Below are 19,095 nucleotides of genomic sequence, written 5' to 3'. Positions count from 1 at the left end.
GTTTACCCCTTAATCGCGCCGCTGGTCAGGCCGCTGACGATGCGTTTCTGGAAAATAAGCACCAGAATGATGATGGGCAGCGTCACCACCACCGACGCCGCCATAATGCTGCCCCACGGCAGCTCAAAGCTTGATGCGCCGCTGAACAGGCTGATGGCGACGGGCACGGTGCGCTTGTCGCCGGAGATAATAAACGTCAGCGCGAACATAAATTCGTTCCATGCGCCGATAAACGCCAGCAGGCCGGTTGTCACCAGCGCCGGCGCCAGAATGGGCGCAAAAACGCGGCGGATAATGGTGCCGGTTTTCGCGCCGTCGACGATAGCCGCCTCCTCCAGCTCTACCGGAATCGACTTCATAAAGGTGGTTAACACCCAGACGGTAAAAGGCAGCGAAAAGGTGGTGTAGGAGAGCACCAGCGCGCCGAGCGAGTCATACAGCCCGAGAAAACGCACCAGCTCAAACATGCCGGTCAGCACCGCCACCTGCGGGAACATCGACACGCAGAGAATGGTAAACAGCAGCACTTTGCGCCCGCGAAACGGCACGCGGGCCAGCGCAAACGACGCGGTGACGGAAACCAGCAGGCAAAGCCCCACGGTCACTGTCGCCACCAGCACGGAGTTAAACAGGCTTCGGGCAATGCCGTTATCCACCAGCGCCACCACATAGTTATCCCAGTGCCAGCCGGTGGGCAGGTATGAGGGCAGGAAAAGCTCCTGGCCGGTGCGCAGCGAAGTCAGGATGGCGTAATAAAACGGGAAAACGCAGAACAGGCAGGCCAGAAGCGCGCCGAAGAAGATAAGCAGCTTAAACGCCGCTTTGCGTTGCCAGCGGGTGGTTTTCATCAGCGCTTCTCCTTCTCGTTAAGTCGTGATACGCGGATAAAACAGGCGGCAATGCCCGCCACCATCATAAAGACCAGCACTGAAGCCGCCGAACCGACGCCCATATCCTGGTAAGAGACAATCTGCTCGCGGGCGTAGCCGGAAATCGACATCGTCGCCTCGCTGTTAGAGGTCAGCACGTAGATAAGGTCGAAGACGCGCATGGCGTCCATTACGCGAAAAATCAGCGCCACCACCAGCGCAGGCATAATGAGCGGCAGCGTGATGCGCTTAAAGCGCTGCCAGGGGCTGGCGCCGTCTACTTTCGCCGCCTCGTACAGGTCGGCCGGAATAAGCTGAAGCGCCGCAAGCAGCATCAGCGCCATAAATGGCGTGGTTTTCCAGACGTCGGCTATGACCACCGCCCACATCGAAAGCGAAGGCTCGGCTATCCAGGCAAGATGCGAAGGCAGGCCAATGGAACCCAACAGATCGTTTACCACGCCGTACTGATCGTGGAACATCCAGCCCCACATTTTGGCGCTGACGATGGTCGGAATAGCCCAGGGCACCAGAATGGCGGTACGCACCAGCCCCTGGCCGCGAAATTTTTCGTTCATCAGCAGCGCCAGCAGCATGCCGAGCAGCAGCTCAAGCGCCACTGAGGTGAAGGTGAACCAGAGGGTGTTGCCCACCGCCTGCCACCAGAGCGGGTCGCTGAGTACGCCGATGGCCATGTCGTCGCGCATGGCATAGTAGTTAGCCAGGCCGACCATTTCATATTCGCCGGGGTTATCCAGCATGGCGTTGGTGAAGCTAAACCAGATGGTGCGAAAGAGCGGCCAGCCCGCCGCCAGCGCCAGCAACAGCAGCGCGGGCAACACAAGCCCCCACGCTATGCGTCGGCGGCGCTGGTGCCAGGTCAGCCTGCGGGCTGGCGCAGAAGCAGATCGCGTAAGGCTGTCGGATTTCATAAGCGCTCCGTAGTCAGTAAAACAACGGCTTATCGTCAGGACATCTCTTTTTGTTCTCTTTGCGCAGGCGCGAGGGAAACCTGCGCCGTTTTGCGGGAAAGTGAACGCGCTTCCCCTCACCCCGCCTTCTCCCTCGGGAGAAGATGGGGTGAGGGGTTACAACGGAAAAGCGTTACCGCCAGCCGGCGCCTTTCACCCGGTTAAGCCGCCGCTCCAGATCCGCCGCCGCTTTCTTGCCATCTTCCTTGCCGTTCAGCACGCTGAAGGTGACGTTGAAAATGGCGTTAGAGACGCGCGGATACTGCGCTTTGGTGACCGTCGCCGGGCGCGGCGCAGCCTGGGCGAAGATATCGCGGAACAGGGTGAGCTGCGGCGCCATCTCCAGCACCTCTTTATCGTCATACAGCGCGATGCGGGTCGGCGCATGGCCGATGATTTTCAGACGCGTTTTTTGCGAATCGGCATCGGTTAAGATCTTCAGCAGCTCAATCGCCGCTTGTGGATTTTTGGTGTTGGCGTTTACCGACCACTGCCAGCCGCCAAGCGCCGTGGCGCTCTGTCCGCCTTCGCCTGCGGGCAGCGGCGCGACGCCGACTTTGCCCTTCAGCGGGCTGTCATCCGCCTGGGAAAGCTGCCAGACATACGGCCAGTTGCGCATAAAGAGCGCGTCGCCGTTCTGGAAGACGGTGCGCGATTCCTCCTCTTTGTAGCCAAGCACCCCTTTCGGCGAGATAGTGCCAATCCACCCTTTCGCCATATCGAACGCCCGGGCGGCCTTGTCGTTATTAACGGTCACGTTCCCTTTTTCATCTACGAAGGCGCCGCCGCCGTACGACTGCACCCACTCCAGCGCGTTACAGGTCAGCCCTTCATAAGATTTGCCCTGAAAGATATAGCCCCAGAAGTTTTTACGCCCCGCCTTGCGCTCTTCAGCCTGAATTTTGGTGGCGATGCGCGTCATCTCTTCCCAGGTTTTGGGCGGCTGCTCGTTATATTTCTCCAGTAAATCTTTGCGATAAAAGAGCACGCCGGTGTCGATGTAGTTAGGGATCGCTTTCAGGCGGCCGTTAACCGTGTCGTTCTGCCACGGCCCTTCGAAAAACTGATCTTTCTGGCTGCCCATGGCGTCGGTGAGATCCAGGGTTTGCTTATCAAGCAGCCCCACCCAGATAGTGTCGGACTCAAACACATCCACCGCCTTTTCATCTTTGGCGGCGAAAAGCTGTTGCAGCAGCGCCAGCTTCTCATCCGAAGCGGCAGGGAATTCAATAAATTCGAGCTGGTTGCCGGTCTGTTTTTCAAACCGTTCTTTGATGTACTGGCAATATTGTTTGCCGCCGGGCGAAACAGGACATTCCATGCGCAGGGTATCGGCAAAAGCGAAATGGCTGGTTCCCGCCAGCGCCACGGTTATGAGACTTAACGTCAGCTTTTTCATCATTTCCTCTTATGAGCTGTAGTCAGACAGAGGTGGCGTTGCGCCGCCGTAATCGGAAAGGTGTACAGAAAATCACCTAAGAAAAAGCTAGTTAATGAAAGCATTAAGCGGCAAACATCATGAATATTCGCAGCTTAAAAGCTGGATATGGCCGACATTTTTGCGCAATTCACTAAAAAAAGGCGCGCAAAAGCTGTGAGATGAACTAAAGCCGAAACTCCGCGGCAAGCGTTCCGGCAGGCTGGCTTTTTGCGGCTAAAATTTACCCTTTGCGGCAGATGAAAGGCTGTAAAGCGGAGTTTGACGTCTGTCGCAAAATGTTAATAAACATGTCGAGGGTTATTTACAGCCCCTTCCATGTTACCGATATCATGTTACCGGTATCAGAGAAGGCAAGGCGCCTGCACCCGGCCTCTCTACTCTACTTCTGAGGAAAATATAAAGATGACGGAAACAACGGCTGTTTACGGAGCGGGCACGCTGCTCGGCATTGCCGCCGCCGCAGTGCTCTTGCTGCTGGTGCTTATCATGCGCTTTAAAGTGCATGCGTTCCTGGCGCTGACGCTGGTCAGCATCGTGGTGGCGCTGGTCACTCGCGTGCCTTTCGACAAAATCGTGCCCACTATCCTGACGGGCTTTGGCAGCACGCTGGCGGGCGTGGCGCTGCTGGTAGGCCTTGGCGCTATGATTGGCCGCCTGCTGGAAGTTTCCGGCGGCGCTAAAGTGCTGGCCGATACGCTTATCAATAAATTCGGCGCTCACCGCGCGCCGTTCGCGCTGGGCGTCGCCTCGCTGCTGTTTGGCTTCCCCATTTTCTTCGACGCCGGTCTGGTGGTGATGCTGCCGATTATCTTCAGCGTAGCGAAACAGTTTGGCGGCTCGACGCTGAAATACGCTTTCCCGGCAGCGGGCGCGTTTGCGGTAATGCATGCGCTGGTGCCGCCGCATCCTGGCCCAGTCGCGGCAAGTGAGCTGCTCGGCGCGAATATTGGCCTGCTGGTGATCCTCGGGCTGATTATCGCGCTGCCGACCTGGTATTTTGGCGGCTATCTGTTTGGCCTCTACGCCGGTAAAAAATTTGATGTGAAGCTGCCGACGTCGTTTCTTGGCGAAGTGGAGCGCGACACGAACCATCGCCCGCCCTCCTTCGGCATGGTGCTGGCTATTCTGCTGCTGCCGCTGGTGCTGATTTTCCTTGATACCGGCCTGAACACCGCGAAAGTGCTCGGCTGGGTAAGCGCTGATAACACGGTGGTTAATTTCCTGCGCATGCTCGGCAAAACCCCGGTAGCGCTGCTTATCACCGTTTTCTTCGCGCTGATGGTCTTTAGCCGCGATCATAGCCGTCAGCATCTGGAAAAAATTTGCGACGGCGCGCTCGGCCCCATCTGCGGCATTATTCTCGTCACCGGCGCAGGCGGCATGTTTGGCGGCGTCCTGCGCGCAAGCGGCATCGGCGACGCGCTGGCGGGCGTGCTGTCCGATACCGGCATGCCGGTTATTCTCGCCGCGTTTGTCATCTCTACCGCGCTTCGCGTGGCGCAGGGCTCCGCAACGGTCGCGCTGACCACGACCGCCGCGCTGGTGGCCCCGATGGTGCAGGCAACGCCAGGCTTAAGCCAGTTTGACCTGTGCTTTATTGTTATCGCCATCGCAGGCGGCGCTACGGTGCTCTCTCACGTAAACGACTCCGGTTTCTGGCTGGTAGGCCGTTTCCTTGAAATGGACGAGAAAACCACGCTCAAGACCTGGACCGTGATGGAAACCCTGCTCGGCTCCATCGCCTTTATCCTGGCCGCCATCGGCAGCGTCCTGCTGTAAGCCGCGTTCTGTGAGCTGAGTCACTTTAAACCGCGAGCGCGGCTCAGTATCATCAGCACAAGGAGACCCTCATCGTTTTGGCGGTGGGGGTTTTTCTTTGGACACTTTTTAGCGGGCTAACCGCCAGAATCATCGACATGGAGTAGATATGTCCCGACCTGCCATTATCATTAACGAGCTCGACGCCGAGCGTCTCGATATGCTGCTTGAGCAGCCGGCGTTTGCCAGCCTGCCCGTTGCGCAGGCGCTGAATGATGAACTTGATCGCGCGCAGATGTGCCGCCCACAGGCGCTGCCCGCCGATGTGGTCAGCATGAACAGCCAGGTAAAATTCCGTGATTTAACCAGCGGCGAGGTTTATCTGCGCACCCTTGCTTACCCGGCGCAGATAACCGACAGCGCCGCGCAGCTCTCCGTTATGGCCCCGGTGGGCGCGGCATTGCTGGGGCTTCGCGTAGGCGATGCCATCCGCTGGCCGTTGCCGGACGGCAGCGAAACCCACATCGAAGTGCTTGAACTGCTCTACCAGCCTGAAGCCGCAGGCGAGTATCACCGCTAAGCCTGTTCAGAGGATGCCCCGCATCCTCTTTCCGTTTGCCCGTTGTCTCTCCCTTTCGCAGCTCGCTGCCCGCGCGTTTTCTCTTACAGCAGATAAAAAAACGCCGCTGGCGATGCAGCGGCGTGGCGCTTATGGCTGAACCGGATCGAGCGGCTCCAGCGGCGTATTGCTGAGCGCGGTGGCGCGTTCGCGTGCGGCCTCCGGCGTGGCGGCGCCCGGCACGAGAATGACCTTGCGGCACTCCTCCTCCCGCTTCTCGAAGATCTTGTACCCGCGGGCGGCATCTTCCAGCGGCATATAGTGCGTGACGATTTCTTCCGGCGTCAGCAGCCCCTGTTCAATCAGCGGCAGCAGCTCCGGCAGCCAGGCGTGAACATGGGTCTGGCCCATTTTGAACGTCAGGCCTTTATCGAAGGCGTCGCCGAACATAAAGCCGTGGATAAAGCCCGCGTAAACCCCCGGCACGCTCACCACGCCGCCGCGACGCACGGCCGCGATACACTGGCGCAGCGCTTTGCCGCTGCTGCCCTCAATTTTCAGGTTGCTGAGCACGGTTTCCGTCAGGCTGCCTTTCGCTTCAAACCCTACGGCGTCGATTACCGCATCCACGCCGCGGTTGCCTGGGGTGTTTTCGATGATGAACGCTGCCGGGTCGTCGTTGTCGTCAAAGTTGATCGGAATAGCGCCGTAGCGCTGTTGGGCGAATGCCAGCCGGTAGTCATTGTGGTCGACGATAAAGATCTGCTCGGCGCCCAGCAAGCGGGCGCAAGCGGCGCTCAACAGCCCTACCGGGCCTGCGCCGTAGATGGCGACGCGGGAGCCTTGTTTCACATCCGCATTTTTCACCGCCTGCCACGCAGTAGGCAGAATGTCAGAGAGAAAAAGCGCTTTGTCGTCCGAAAGCACCGGCGGCACTTTGAACGGGCCGACGTTGCCTTTCGGCACCCGCACATATTCCGCCTGGCCGCCCGGTACGCCGCCATACAGACCGCTATAGCCAAAGAGCGCCGCAGGCGAGGTTATCTCTTTCTTGTTAAGGATCGCCCCGCGCCCTGGGTTAGTGGTTTCGCAGGCGGAATATTGTTGCAGCTTACAGAAAAAACAGTCGCCGCAGGCGATAACAAAAGGGATCACCACGCGGTCACCCTTGCGCAAATCTTTGACCTCCCGCCCGGTTTCCACCACTTCACCCATGAACTCATGGCCGAAGATATCGCCATGGCTGACCTGGGGAATTTTGCCGCGGTACAGGTGCAAATCGGAGCCGCAGATGGCGGTGGCGGTAATGCGTAAAATCACATCATCCTGCGCTTCGATGATGGGATCCGGGACGTTTTCAACCTTGACGTTGTGGGGACCATGGTACGTCAGCGCTTTCATGTCGACCTCCTGGCGGATAGATGAATGGTGTCGCAAGGCGATGATCGCCCGGCCGTTATTCAAGGTTAGACGGGATCGCCGCGCACTTGCGCTATTGCGCTGGCATGGGGGAGGTTTGAGAGTAATCCTGGTGGAACGCGGCGGCGGGACGGTTTGCTTTGCCTCGTTGCGAGGCAGGGAAAAGGTCAGGTTCGCGAACGTCGCCTGTGGCCTGCGCCGTTAACATCGCGAACTTAACCTTTTTCTTTGCCGCTACGCCTGTTTCAGCAGCGCTTTTAGCGGGTTAGCTTTACGCCAGACGCGGATAACCCTGCGCGATATCATCGCCGGTAAACTGCGCGACCCAGCCTTCCGGGTTATCGAAAATACGGATGGCGGTGAAGTGCGGCTCGGAACCCATATCAAACCAGTGCGGCGTGCCCGCCGGCACGGAAATCAGGTCGTTTTTTTCACATAAAACCTGATAGACATGGCCATTAAGATGCAGGCAGAACAGCCCGGCGCCCTCGACAAAAAAGCGCACTTCATCTTCGCCATGGGTGTGCTCGTTTAAAAATTTTTCGCGCATCGCCGCTTTTTGCGGGTTGTCGGCGCGCATGCTGATGACATCCCAGCTCTGGTAGCCTTTTTCCGCGACCAGCCGGTCGATGGCGTGCTGATAAGCCTCAATCACCGTTTGCGCGTCCGGGTTGGCGCCGAGATCGCGGTCCGCCTGCCAGCGCTCGAATCGCACGCCCTGGGCGTTAAGCTTGTCGCGAATAGCGTCGGCGTCGCGGCTGTGGAACAGCGGCTCGCCCGCCGCTTTATCAGTGAAAATAGTCAGTGCGCTCATAAAGCAATCTGCTCCGGTTGGATCTCATCAAAACGGGAAACCTGACGATGGCGGCTTACAGGGTCCGCTTCGTCGCGAATTAACTGCACCGTTTGCCAGCCCGCTTCGCGCGCGGCGTCCAGCTCCTGGCGGATGTCGGATAAAAACAGCAGCTGGCCCGGCGGCACCCCTGCCTGCTGCGCTATGTTGCGATAGGACTGGGTTTCCCGCTTCGCGCCGACGTGAGTGTCAAAATATCCGCTGAACAGCCCAGTAATATCACCTTCATCGCTGTAGCCAAATAACAGTTTCTGTGCGGCGACCGAACCCGAGGAATAAACATAGAGATCAATGCCCTGCGCTTTCCAGCGCCGTAATGCGGGCAGAACGTCCGGGTAAAGGTGGCCGGTAAAATCGCCGTTGAGGTAGCCGCCCTGCCAGATATGTCCCTGCAACGCCTTCAGCGCGGTGGATTTGCGATCCTCCGCCATAAAGCCGAGCAGCACCGCTATCAGCGCCTCTGGCGTCGCCTGCGGCTGCGAAATTTCCGCCCGCAAATCGTTCAGGATGGCGCTCACCGGCTCATCTTCAGCCCCTGCGCGGACAAAGTCAGCCAGCCGCTCGCGGGCGTAAGGAAACAGCACGTTATGCACGAAGCGGATGTCGCTGGTGGTGCCTTCAATATCGGTGACAATGGCGCGGATCATCTTCTCTCCAGCAGCCTGCGCTGCATTTCGCATTCAAATAAAAATTCCAGCCCTTCAAGATGGCGCTTCGCCTCTTCAACGCTGCGTCCCCAGCAGGTTAGCCCATGGCCGCGCAATAAAAAGCCGTAGCGCAGCGGGTTGTCGCGGCTGTAAGCCTCAATGCGCGCGGCCAGCGCGTCGATCTCCTGGCTGTTGTCAAAAATGGCGATGGGCAGCGTATCAAGATGCGTTGTCTGGCCGCTGAGCGATTTTTGCATTTCGTAACCGCTAAGACGCAGCTCATCGCGCGTCTCGACGCGGGACAATACGGTCGCGTTAACCGTGTGAACATGCAGCACGGCGTTAGCTTCAGGAAAAAGGCGGTAAATAAGGGTATGCAGGCCGGTTTCCGCAGAGGGTTTACGTCCGGACGGCGCCTGGTTGGTGGCGATCTCCACTTGCAGGAAATCGGCGGTCGTCAGGCTGCCTTTATCTTTGCCGGATTCGCTGAGCCAGCACCAGCGAGCGTCTTCGCGCACCGACATATTGCCGCCGGTCGCGGGGGCCCAGCCTCTGGCGCCTATCCAGTGGCACGCCTCGACAAGCGCGGCCAGTTGCAGGTGTTGTGTCATAGCTTTCCTTGTGGCGTGGTGGCGGCAGGAATACTCTTATGATTTAGACGTCTAAGCGTCTTGATTGCCAAAGCTTAACATCGTGTTATAGTGGCGGCAACACAGGGTAAACAAAAACAGGCGTAAAAGGTCAATCAATAATGAGCATTAAGCCTTTGATTCCCGAGAGTAAACTGCCTTCTCTCGGCACCACGATATTCACGCAAATGAGCGCGCTCGCCCAGCAGCATAACGCGATTAACCTTTCTCAGGGTTTCCCCGATTTTGACGGTCCCCGCTATTTGCAGGAGCGGCTGGCTTATCACGTGGCGCAGGGCGCCAACCAGTACGCGCCGATGACCGGCGTGCAGCCGCTTCGCGAAGCGATAGCCGATAAAACCGCCGAGCTTTACGGCCACTCCCCGGACCCGGTAAGCGAAATCACCGTAACGGCAGGCGCAACCGAGGCGCTGTATGCCGCCATTACCGCGCTGGTGCGCCCGGGCGATGAAGTTATCTGTTTTGACCCGAGCTACGACAGCTACGCGCCGGCGGTGCAGCTTGCAGGCGGCGTGCTCAAACGCCAGGCGCTGCAACCGCCCCATTTTCGCGTCGACTGGGTCCATTTTCAGACGCTTTTAACCGACCGCACGCGGCTGGTCATCCTGAACACGCCGCACAACCCTTCCGCTACCGTCTGGCAAAAAGCGGATTTCGCCGCGCTGTGGCAGGCCATCGCGGAGCGCGAAATTTATGTACTGAGCGATGAAGTGTATGAACACATCTGCTTTGCCAGCGAGGGCCACGCCAGCGTGCTGGCGCATCCGCAGCTGCGCGAGCGGGCTATCGCCGTCTCCTCTTTTGGCAAAACCTTTCACATGACCGGCTGGAAGGTAGGTTATTGCGTGGCGCCCGCGCCGATTAGCGCCGAACTGCGCAAGGTGCACCAGTATTTAACCTTTGCGGTAAATACCCCGGCGCAGCTGGCGATTGCCGATATGCTGCGCAGCGAACCGGCGCATTATCGCGAACTGCCGGCGTTTTACCGCGCCCGGCGCGACCGCTTTATCCAGGCGCTGGCAACCAGTCGCCTGGAGATCCTGCCCTGTGAAGGCACCTACTTCTTGCTGGCGGACTACAGCGCCATCTCCGATCTCGACGATGTCAGTTTTTGCCAGTGGTTAACCAGAGAGGTAGGCGTCGCGGCGATCCCGCTTTCGGTTTTCTGCGCCGACCCGTTCCCGCACAAGCTTATCCGTCTGTGCTTTGCCAAACAGGAAGCGACGCTTATCGCGGCGGCGAAAAAACTTTCTGCGCTTTAACCTTACCGCCCCGGCGGCTAGCCGGGGTCAGGCGTGCCGCGTTGCAAAATAGCCTTCGATATCGGCGATAAGCTGCATTACGGCGGGATTAGCCAGCGCGGCGCGGTTCCACGCCATGTAATACTCCACCTTCGGCAAGGGGAACGCGATATCCACGCGCTTAATGGGAAAAAGCGTTTTATAACGCTCGTAGACGGAAAGAGGCACAATCCCCACCAGCTCGCTTCTGCTTAACATCGCGAGAATCGACATGGCGGAATTGCTGCGAAACGCTATCCTGCGCTCCGGCAATGCCTCTTCGGTTTTGACATGAAAATCTTTTTGTCCCTTTCCGGTGCCCTGAAACAGGGTGAATTTTTCCTGCGCCAGCATGGCGGCGTCTGCTGTCTCTTTCAGACGCGGATGATCCACCGCGCAGACCACCACAGCCTCTTCGCTAACGCAAGGCTTACAAATAATAGAGTGGCTGAGAATAGGCGTCAGGCCAATAATGACATCCGCTTTACGATAAATAAGCAGATCTTCCGCCGTTTCATTTTTTAGCGCCGAATCGTAATGAATTAATTCATAATCGCTCTGCTGAAAGAACTTCGTCGCGAGAGTTGGGAAAAATTCGATGGCGAGCGACTGGGTGCAATAAATAACGAAATTTTTACGCAGCGGCGCGCCCTGCATAATGTTGATCGTCTGCTCAAGCTGATTAAGGTTATCTTCAAGGTAAATATGCAGGTTAGTGCCGACGGTAGTAGGCGTTATACCTTTGCCGGAGCGGATGAACAGCGGGTCGTTTAGCTGGTTGCGCAACCGCTGTAGCGACTGGCTGATGGCCGAGGGGGTAAGAAACAGGGCTTCAGCCGCCTTACTGACGCTGCGGTGTAAATAGATGCATTCGAAAATGACCAGCAAATTGAGGTCAAACTTTTTTAAATCCTGAAGATTAGCCATTGCCAGCTCCAGCAATTATAAAAGCGTTTCGCGCTTCGTTGCTTTCTCTTATAAGAATAGCTGAGTTTATAAAAAGTGCGCTGGCAATGACGACAAAGCGGTTGTTAACAATAAAACAAGCGCCTTATTTTCCCATCATGAGGTTAAGCTTTTCTTCATCAGGCAGCCCGACCACCTGTTGCAGCACATTATCGTCATTCATGTAGTAGATAGCGGGCGTGACGTTAGCACCCAGTTCATCCATCAGTTTCTGGTTCATATTCACCGCTTTCGCCTGCTCTGCGGGTACGGACGCTGGCAGCGCAGGCGCAGTTTTACCGCCGGACTGCTCATAGTCATGCCAGGCTTTCGCCGGATCTTTCGCCTTCAGAATGGCGGCGGCGTATGCCGGGCTTTCTGGCTTGATAACGCCAACTAAAATCGTGCGCAGTTCCACTTTGCCGGACTCCACCCACGGGCGCGCCTGTTGCCAGAACTGTCGGCAATAAGGGCAAAACGGGTCGGCGAAAACGTAAATTTTTCGCGGCGCGTCGGCTTTGCCGTCGCTTATCCATTTCGCTTTTTCCAGCCGCTGCCACATTTCACGACCGGCCGGCTCGTAAAGCTCTTTTTGAATCAGCTTTTCGCTCAGGTTGACCCCTTTATCATCGTAGAGATAGCCCGAAATGGCATGCTTGCCGTCCGGCGTCACATAAATAGTCACCCCCATTTCCTGATACTTTCCCAGATAGCCAGTCATGCCGTTGGGGCCGGGAAAGCTTTTAATAATGGTGATGCCCTGTTTTTCAATCGCTTTAACCGGGGCGGGCCACTCCTGCGCGCTGGCGCAGAAAGGAAGTAGCGTAAGCAGCAACAGACGTTTCATACAGCGTTCCTTTATCCATTTCGTTATAGCGCATTGATAAGCCTTTCCTGTCACAGCCATAGGCAGGAGCTTTCATCGCCCCGATTGCCCTTTCAAAAAGGGAGTGTTCTAATCGCTGGCGCTGCCGGTGCCTTTTGGCAGGCTCGCGTTGCGCTGAATACATTGCGGGGTTTACCGCTAAGAAGGCTGCCCTGCGGGCGGCTTTTTTATTATTCGCGTTTCGCTGAGTTAAAAGTCAGCACATCACGGGCGTTGGCCTGGTTAAGTTCACAAATCGGTTAGCGGTGGGTTGTTAGCTATCACTTATTGATTTGATAATGCAAACGCATTGGCACCAATCAATAAACTTCGATAACTTACACACATCGAAAACACGGAGGAAGTATAGATGTCCTTGATTAATACCAAAATCAAACCTTTCAAAAACATGGCGTTCAAAAACGGTGAATTCGTAGAAGTTACCGAGAAAGACACTGAAGGCCGCTGGAGCGTATTCTTCTTCTATCCGGCTGACTTTACCTTCGTTTGCCCGACTGAACTGGGCGACGTTGCAGACCATTACGAAGAATTGCAGAAGCTGGGCGTAGACGTTTACTCTGTTTCTACCGACACCCACTTCACCCACAAAGCATGGCACAGCAGCTCCGACACCATCGCTAAAATCAAATACGCGATGATCGGCGACCCGACTGGCGCCCTGACCCGTAACTTCGAAAACATGCGTGAAGACGAAGGCCTGGCTGACCGTGGCACCTTCATCGTTGACCCGCAGGGCATCATCCAGGCGATTGAAGTTACCGCTGAAGGCATCGGCCGCGACGCGTCTGACCTGCTGCGTAAAATCAAAGCAGCTCAGTACGTTGCCGCTCACCCAGGCGAAGTTTGCCCGGCTAAATGGAAAGAAGGCGAAGCGACTCTGGCTCCGTCCCTCGACCTGGTCGGCAAAATCTAATTTTTCTTCGGCTTTCGCGTCATCGCTGCGTTGGCTTCAGGCTCGCACCCCGGTCACTTACTTTAGTAAGCTTCCGGGGATCCATAAGCTTGCCGCCTTCCCGTAACGCGAAATACTGGGAAATTTACGTAATATCTCGGGTGCAGTTTTGCACCCGATTTTCATCCCGACACCATGATTCAAGTTGCATTCAGGCAGCCGTAACAAGGCAGCTTGCATGATGATGTTTTAAGCCCAGGAGATAAACATGCTCGACGCTAACATGAAAACCCAGCTCAAAGCTTATCTTGAGCGACTGACAAAACCTGTTGAGTTGATTGCCACGCTGGATGACAGCGCTAAATCGGCAGAAATCAAGGAACTGTTGGCTGAAATCGCGCAGCTGTCTGATAAAGTCTCTTTCAAAGAAGACAACACGCTTGCCGTGCGCAAACCTTCATTCCTGATCACGAATCCAGGTTCAACCCAGGGCCCGCGCTTTGCCGGTTCCCCGCTGGGTCACGAATTTACCTCTCTGGTTCTGGCGCTGCTGTGGACCGGCGGTCACCCGTCCAAAGAAGCGAAAGAGATGCTTGAGCAGATCGCCGCGCTGGATGGCGACTTCGAATTCGAAACGTACTACTCGCTCTCTTGCCACAACTGCCCGGACGTGGTGCAGGCGCTGAACCTGATGTCCGTGCTGAACCCGCGTATCAAGCACACGGCGATTGATGGCGGCGCGTTCCAGAATGAAATCACCGATCGCAACGTGATGGGCGTTCCGGCGGTGTTCCTGAACGGCGCTGAGTTTGGCTCCGGTCGTATGACGCTTGCGGAAATCGTCTCAAAAGTAGACACCGGCGCGGAAAAACGTGCAGCCGAAGCGCTGAACAAACGCGAAGCGTTCGACGTACTGATTGTCGGCTCCGGCCCGGCGGGCGCGGCGGCGGCGGTTTACTCCGCCCGTAAAGGCATCCGTACCGGTCTGATGGGCGAGCGTTTCGGCGGCCAGGTGCTGGATACTGTAGATATCGAAAACTACATCTCCGTGCCGAAAACCGAAGGCCAGAAGCTGGCTGGCGCGCTGAAAGCGCACGTTAGCGACTATGAAGTGGATGTTATCGACACCCAGAGCGCCACGAAGCTTATCCCGGCAGCGCAAGAAGGCGGCCTGCACCAGATTGAAACCGCCTCCGGCGCGGTGCTGAAAGCACGCAGTATTATCATCGCGACCGGCGCTAAATGGCGCAACATGGGCGTACCGGGCGAAGAACAGTACCGCACCCGCGGCGTAACTTACTGCCCGCACTGCGACGGCCCGCTGTTTAAAGGCAAGCGCGTTGCGGTTATCGGCGGCGGCAACTCTGGCGTGGAAGCGGCGATTGACCTCGCAGGCATCGTTGAACACGTAACGCTGCTGGAATTCGCGCCGGAAATGAAAGCCGACCAGGTGTTGCAGGATAAAGTGCGCAGCCTGAAAAACGTCGACATCATTCTGAACGCCATGACCACGGAAGTGAAAGGCGACGGCACCAAGCTGACCGGTCTGGAATACCAGGATCGCGTTTCCGGCTCCATCCACAATCTGGAGCTGGCGGGTATCTTCGTACAGATTGGTCTGCTGCCAAACACCACCTGGCTGGAAGGCGCTATCGAGCGCAACCGCATGGGCGAAATCATCATTGACGCCAAATGCGAAACCAGCGTGAAAGGCGTGTTTGCGGCGGGCGACTGCACCACTGTGCCTTACAAGCAGATAATCATTGCCACCGGCGAAGGGGCAAAAGCCTCGCTCAGCGCCTTTGATTACCTGATTCGCACTAAAACCGCGTAATACAAAAAAAGTAAGACTTACCTGCATACGCTTTACCGGTATACAAAGCAAAGCCGCCCTCCGGGGCGGCTTTTTTTTACCTCTTTTTTGCGGTTATTCGCCGCTATGTCTTACCCCGGCGCGTACTGCGCTGGGGGCGAAAGAAAATCCGCCCCCGATAAGCGCGACCGGGTTATTCCAGGATCGCCTTCAGCACTGGCCCTATCGTCTCAAATGCCTGCGGGCTGATGATATCCACATGCGCGCAGTCCACCGGATAAAGGGTCGTCTGGCGCGTCCATGGCGCCCAGGCCTTAAGGGGATCCATACCCGGCATAACGGTGCGCTGTGCGACAAACAACGTCGCTTCGCCGTCGAATCGCACGCTTCTCGCGGTAGTCAACAGCCGCACCGCATCGGCATAGTTGCCCTCTATGGTCTCAAACAGGCGCGCCGGGCCTTCTCCCTGCTGGGCGGCGATAAACGCTTCCCGCTCGCGCTCAATTTCCGCCAGCACCTGCGGGTCGAGTTCATTCGCGCCCTTCTCCGCCCAGTTTTGCGATTCAGGCGGCCAGGTATCGAGCAACCCGAGAAAAGCCACTTCTTCTCCCGCAGCCTGGAGGCGTGCGGCGACCGCATGCGCCAGCGTGCCGCCAAGGGAATAGCCGAACAGATAATAAGGGCCTTGAGGCTGTAGCTTACGCAGCGTAGCGAGATGCGCGTCGCAAACCTCCGCCACCGACGCCGCCTGCTGCATCGGCCCTTCCGGGCGCGGCGACTGAATGCCGGTGATGCTCCAGCGCGGGTCGAGCCAGCGTTGCAGCACGCTAAATTGCCAGGCGAAGCCGGAGGCGGGATGGAAGCAAAAAAGCGTCGGGCCGCGGCCTTCGCGAAGCGGCAGCACGGCTTCAAACCCGGCCCGCTCCGCCTGCGCCTCGCTCTGGCCGCCAGCAAGCAGCGCGGCCAGCTTTTCCACCGTCGAGGCGGTCATCACCTGCCCGACCGTTACCGGCAGAAGCAGCGTGCGCTTAAGCTCGGCGGCAAGACGCATGGCGAGCAGCGAATGACCGCCGAGGGCGAAGAAATCCGCCTGCGCATCGTCTATCTCTATGCCAAGCAGCGCTGAGAAAGCGTGCGCTACCGCTGTTTCCATGCCGGCCGCGGGCGGGCGGCCCGACGCGCCGGAAGCCACCGCCGGCAGCGGCAGCGCTTTGCGGTCGAGCTTGCCGTTCGCGCTAAGCGGCAGCGAAGGTAATTGCACCAGCATGACCGGCACCATATGCGCAGGCAATTGCTCGCTTAAGCGTTCGCGCAGCGCGGCGGTATCCAGCGGCAAACCGGAGGCGGAAACCAGATACCCCACCAGCTGGCGCGCATCGCCGCCCCCCGCCGCGTGTTCGTTCAGCACGCAGGCGTGCGTTACCGCCTGAGCGACATCCGGCAGGCTGTGCAGGACTTTGTCGATTTCGCCAGGCTCGATGCGCTGTCCGCGAATTTTAAGCTGATCGTCGCTGCGGCCCAGGTACTCCACCGCGCCGTTCGCAAGCCACCGCGCCACGTCGCCGGTGCGGTACATCCGCTCGCCGGGGGCGAACGGGTCGGCGATAAAACGGCTGGCGGTTAAGTCCGGGCGGGAAAGATAGCCCTGCGCCAGTTGAATGCCGGTAAGGTAGAGATCGCCCGCCACGCCTGGCGGCACCGGGCGCATCGCCGCATCCAGAATGCGCAGCCCGGTGTTCCAGACCGGGAAGCCTATCGGCACGCTGGCGCCGGTGACGTGCGCCAGCGTCTCGCCAAAAGCGGGATACCAGCTCACGTCCACCGCCGCTTCCGTCGGCCCGTAAAGGTTATGCAGCGGCGTGGCGGTAAGCCCTTCCCACTGGCGGCAAAGCTCGGCAGGCAGCGCTTCGCCGCTGCAAAAGACGTGTCGCAGCGGCGCGCAGCACGCCACGGCTTCTGGCGTGGTCAGCGAAGCGACAAAGGCGGCCAGCATGGAAGGCACAAAATGCGTGGTCGTCACCCGCCAGCGGGCAAACAGCGCCTGCAAGGCCTGCGGGTCGCGGTGCGCTTGCGGCGGCGCCATAACAAGACGCGCCCCCACCAGCAGCGGCCAGAAAAATTCCCATACGGAAACATCGAAGCTGCACGGCGTTTTTTGCAGCACCACGTCGTCCTTGCCAAGCGGGTAGTGATTTTGCATCCACAACAGGCGGTTGACGATAGCGGTCTGGCCGACCATCACCCCTTTCGGCCTGCCGGTAGAGCCGGAAGTGAAAATCACATAGGCGGTGTGTTCCGGTCGCGAAAGATTTAGCGGCTGCGGCGCGTTCCCCTCCAGCGGTTCGGTGTAGCAGAAGCTTTGCAGCCCCGGCACGCCGTCAAAGCGCGTCTGTTCCTGCGGCGTGGTGATGAGCAGCCGCGGCGCGGCGTCTTCCAGCATCATGCGCAGGCGATCATCCGGGTAGCCGGTATCAAGCGGCAGCCAGGCGGCGCCCGCTTCGACAATCGCCTGGAGGGCGAGCGAAAGAAACACCGAGCGCGGCAGCGCCACCGCTACCACGTCGCCAGGACGCACGCCCCGGGCGACCAGCTCGGCTGCGAGCGTAAGCACTTGCTCGCGCATCTCCTGATAACTGAACTGCCACTGTTCATCCGCCAGCGCCGGCGCCTGGGGCGTCGCCTGCGCCTGTCGCGCCAGCAGGCTGCTTAAGGTTTCCACCGGCAGCATCATGGCGGTGTCGTTGATCTGCGCAATCTGCTTCGCCTCGCCAGGCAGCACCAGCTCAGCGTCGATGCAACGAAGCGCGGCGTTGGCGGCGAACTGCGAAAGCAGAAGCGGCAGCCGCGCCAGATGGCTTTCCAGTTCAGCCTCGTCATAGCGTCCGGCGTTCGCCAGCAGCTCCAGAGTAACCTCGCCCTGTTCGTCCACGTAGAGCGCAATCTCCAGATCTTTAACCGGGCCGGAGGCGAGCTGATGCGTAATGCCATCAACGCCGTCGAAACCGAGCCGGTAGTCGAACATTTTCAGATTAAGCACCGGGCCGTAAAGCGGCGCTTGCCAGGTCACGCGTCCGGCGTCGCGCAGCACCTGCTCGGCGTCGTAACGTTGATGGCGGCGGATGCGTTTTAACTGTTTCGCCAGGCTTTCAGCCAGCGCGGGCAGCGTGTGTTCCGGCGCAACGCGCACGGCGAACGGCAGCACATTCAGTACCGGGCCGGTTGCGGTCAGCGCCGCCGAGCCGATGCGGCGCATAAAGATAAAGCCTGCGCTGTAGTCGCTCCGACCGCACAATCTGCCGATCCACAGCGTGACCAGCGCCAGCGCGATGTCGGCTGCGGAAAGCGCGCCCGCGTGGCGCATTACCTGGCTGAACGCGGCCGGGTCAAAACGCACCGTGCGGCGAATAAGCGCCGTCGTGGAACTCTGTGCGGAAAGCGGCAGCGAAGAGAGCGTAGCGGGCGGCGGCAGTTCGCTTAGCTGTTGCGCCCAGAAGGAGGCGTCCCGCGCGCAGGCGTCAGAAGCCTGATAGCGCGCATACTCGTCCACGACCTCGGCGAGGGGCGTAAAGGGCGAAGGCGTCGGGATTTCCCCTTTGCGCCAGGCGCTGTAAATATCGGCTATCCGGCGGGTAATGGCGGTAAAACTAAAGCCATCCACCACCAGATGGTGATAGCGCTGATACCAGAACCAGCGGTTGTCGGCCAGTTGCAGCAGGGCATGGTGATAAAGCGGCCTGCCGCTCTCCACGCGCAAATCCTGGTCGAGGTCGGCGCGCATAATGGCAAGCGCCGCCCGCTCCGGCGCGGCGTCGTTTCGCAGATCGATAATATCCGGCGAGTCAAACGTAAAGTCGGGGTCGATGCGCTGGCTGACTACGCCGTCGCGCTCGCTAAAGCGCATCCGCAGCGTGTCCGCCTCCGCCATACCCGAGACAATCGCCCGGGCAAGCAGCGCGGGGTCTATGTCGCCCCGCAGCTCAACATAGTGCGCCACGCTCCAGGCGTTGCGCTGGTCGGAAAGCTTTTCCGCCATCCAGATGCCGGGCTGCGCCGCCGTGAGCGGCAACTCGCGCTGCTGTTCCGTTACCGGAGAAAGGATTGTTTCTGTCATG

At 58.5% G+C, this 19,095-nt stretch carries 15 protein-coding genes; 5 read left to right on the top strand and 10 right to left on the bottom strand.

Annotated elements, in window-relative coordinates; all coding sequences use genetic code 11:
• Positions 1-2 precede the first annotated feature (2 nt).
• From DW56_RS16205 to DW56_RS16195, 3 genes are all read right to left on the bottom strand, one after another.
• Positions 3-848: a carbohydrate ABC transporter permease gene (locus DW56_RS16205; protein ID WP_024551399.1), complete on the bottom strand. Its 846-nt coding sequence runs from the start codon at positions 846-848 to the stop codon at positions 3-5.
• On the bottom strand, positions 848-1,801 hold the full coding sequence (locus DW56_RS16200) for a carbohydrate ABC transporter permease (RefSeq protein WP_024551400.1): 954 nt from the start codon (positions 1,799-1,801) through the stop codon (positions 848-850). Before DW56_RS16200 ends, DW56_RS16205 begins: the two co-directional genes overlap by 1 nt.
• Before the next feature lie 172 nt (positions 1,802-1,973).
• Positions 1,974-3,239 carry an ABC transporter substrate-binding protein gene (locus DW56_RS16195; RefSeq protein WP_024551401.1) on the bottom strand — a complete coding sequence of 422 codons (1,266 nt, stop codon included), beginning with the start codon at positions 3,237-3,239 and terminating at the stop codon, positions 1,974-1,976.
• 444 nt (positions 3,240-3,683) lie between these two features.
• Between DW56_RS16195 and DW56_RS16190 the strand changes: the two genes are divergently transcribed.
• On the top strand, positions 3,684-5,060 hold the full coding sequence (locus DW56_RS16190) for a GntP family permease (RefSeq protein WP_024551402.1): 1,377 nt from the start codon (positions 3,684-3,686) through the stop codon (positions 5,058-5,060).
• Between the two features lie 148 nt (positions 5,061-5,208).
• Complete coding sequence (rnk, locus tag DW56_RS16185; RefSeq protein WP_024551403.1) at positions 5,209-5,619, top strand: nucleoside diphosphate kinase regulator; 411 nt, start codon at positions 5,209-5,211, stop codon at positions 5,617-5,619.
• A gap of 129 nt (positions 5,620-5,748) precedes the next feature.
• Here the strand turns inward: rnk and DW56_RS16180 are convergent, their stop codons facing one another.
• The 4 genes from DW56_RS16180 to DW56_RS16165 all read right to left on the bottom strand — a co-directional run bounded on the left by DW56_RS16180 (position 5,749) and on the right by DW56_RS16165 (position 9,128).
• Positions 5,749-6,999, bottom strand: coding sequence for a zinc-dependent alcohol dehydrogenase (locus tag DW56_RS16180; RefSeq protein ID WP_024551404.1), 1,251 nt, complete (start codon positions 6,997-6,999; stop codon positions 5,749-5,751).
• A gap of 289 nt (positions 7,000-7,288) precedes the next feature.
• On the bottom strand, positions 7,289-7,831 hold the full coding sequence (locus DW56_RS16175; protein WP_024551405.1) for a 1,2-dihydroxy-3-keto-5-methylthiopentene dioxygenase: 543 nt from the start codon (positions 7,829-7,831) through the stop codon (positions 7,289-7,291).
• A complete protein-coding gene (gene mtnC, locus DW56_RS16170; protein WP_024551406.1) occupies positions 7,828-8,517 on the bottom strand; it encodes an acireductone synthase in 690 nt (229 codons plus the stop codon). Before mtnC ends, DW56_RS16175 begins: the two co-directional genes overlap by 4 nt.
• Entirely contained in the window at positions 8,514-9,128 is a 615-nt protein-coding gene (locus tag DW56_RS16165; protein ID WP_024551407.1) for a methylthioribulose 1-phosphate dehydratase, read from the bottom strand. The genes mtnC and DW56_RS16165 overlap by 4 nt, the downstream gene beginning before the upstream one ends.
• A 140-nt stretch (positions 9,129-9,268) precedes the next feature.
• On the opposite strand from DW56_RS16165, the gene DW56_RS16160 reads away from it, so the two are divergent.
• Positions 9,269-10,429 carry a pyridoxal phosphate-dependent aminotransferase gene (locus tag DW56_RS16160; RefSeq protein ID WP_024551408.1) on the top strand — a complete coding sequence of 387 codons (1,161 nt, stop codon included), beginning with the start codon at positions 9,269-9,271 and terminating at the stop codon, positions 10,427-10,429.
• A gap of 27 nt (positions 10,430-10,456) precedes the next feature.
• Here the strand turns inward: DW56_RS16160 and citR are convergent, their stop codons facing one another.
• Positions 10,457-11,374 (bottom strand): DNA-binding transcriptional repressor CitR, encoded by a 918-nt coding sequence (gene citR, locus DW56_RS16155; RefSeq protein WP_024551409.1) that lies wholly within the window; start codon positions 11,372-11,374, stop codon positions 10,457-10,459.
• Between the two features lie 124 nt (positions 11,375-11,498).
• Entirely contained in the window at positions 11,499-12,239 is a 741-nt protein-coding gene (dsbG, locus tag DW56_RS16150) for a thiol:disulfide interchange protein DsbG (protein ID WP_029589969.1), read from the bottom strand.
• Positions 12,240-12,627: 388 nt separating this feature from the next.
• Here dsbG and ahpC point away from each other — a divergent pair, with 388 nt between their 5' ends.
• Positions 12,628-13,191, top strand: coding sequence for an alkyl hydroperoxide reductase subunit C (gene ahpC / locus DW56_RS16145; RefSeq protein WP_024551411.1), 564 nt, complete (start codon positions 12,628-12,630; stop codon positions 13,189-13,191).
• 247 nt (positions 13,192-13,438) lie between these two features.
• A complete protein-coding gene (ahpF, locus tag DW56_RS16140) occupies positions 13,439-15,004 on the top strand; it encodes an alkyl hydroperoxide reductase subunit F (RefSeq protein ID WP_024551412.1) in 1,566 nt (521 codons plus the stop codon).
• A 172-nt stretch (positions 15,005-15,176) separates the two neighbouring features.
• Here the strand turns inward: ahpF and DW56_RS16135 are convergent, their stop codons facing one another.
• Positions 15,177-19,094, bottom strand: a complete 3,918-nt coding sequence (locus DW56_RS16135) for an enterobactin synthase subunit F (RefSeq protein WP_024551413.1) — start codon at positions 19,092-19,094, stop codon at positions 15,177-15,179.
• Position 19,095 lies beyond the last annotated feature (1 nt).

Source organism: Franconibacter helveticus LMG 23732 (assembly GCF_000463115.2).
GTDB classification, from domain to species: Bacteria; Pseudomonadota; Gammaproteobacteria; order Enterobacterales; family Enterobacteriaceae; genus Franconibacter; species Franconibacter helveticus.
Note: the sequence above shows the minus strand (reverse complement) of the source record. Positions and strands in the feature narration are given on the sequence as shown.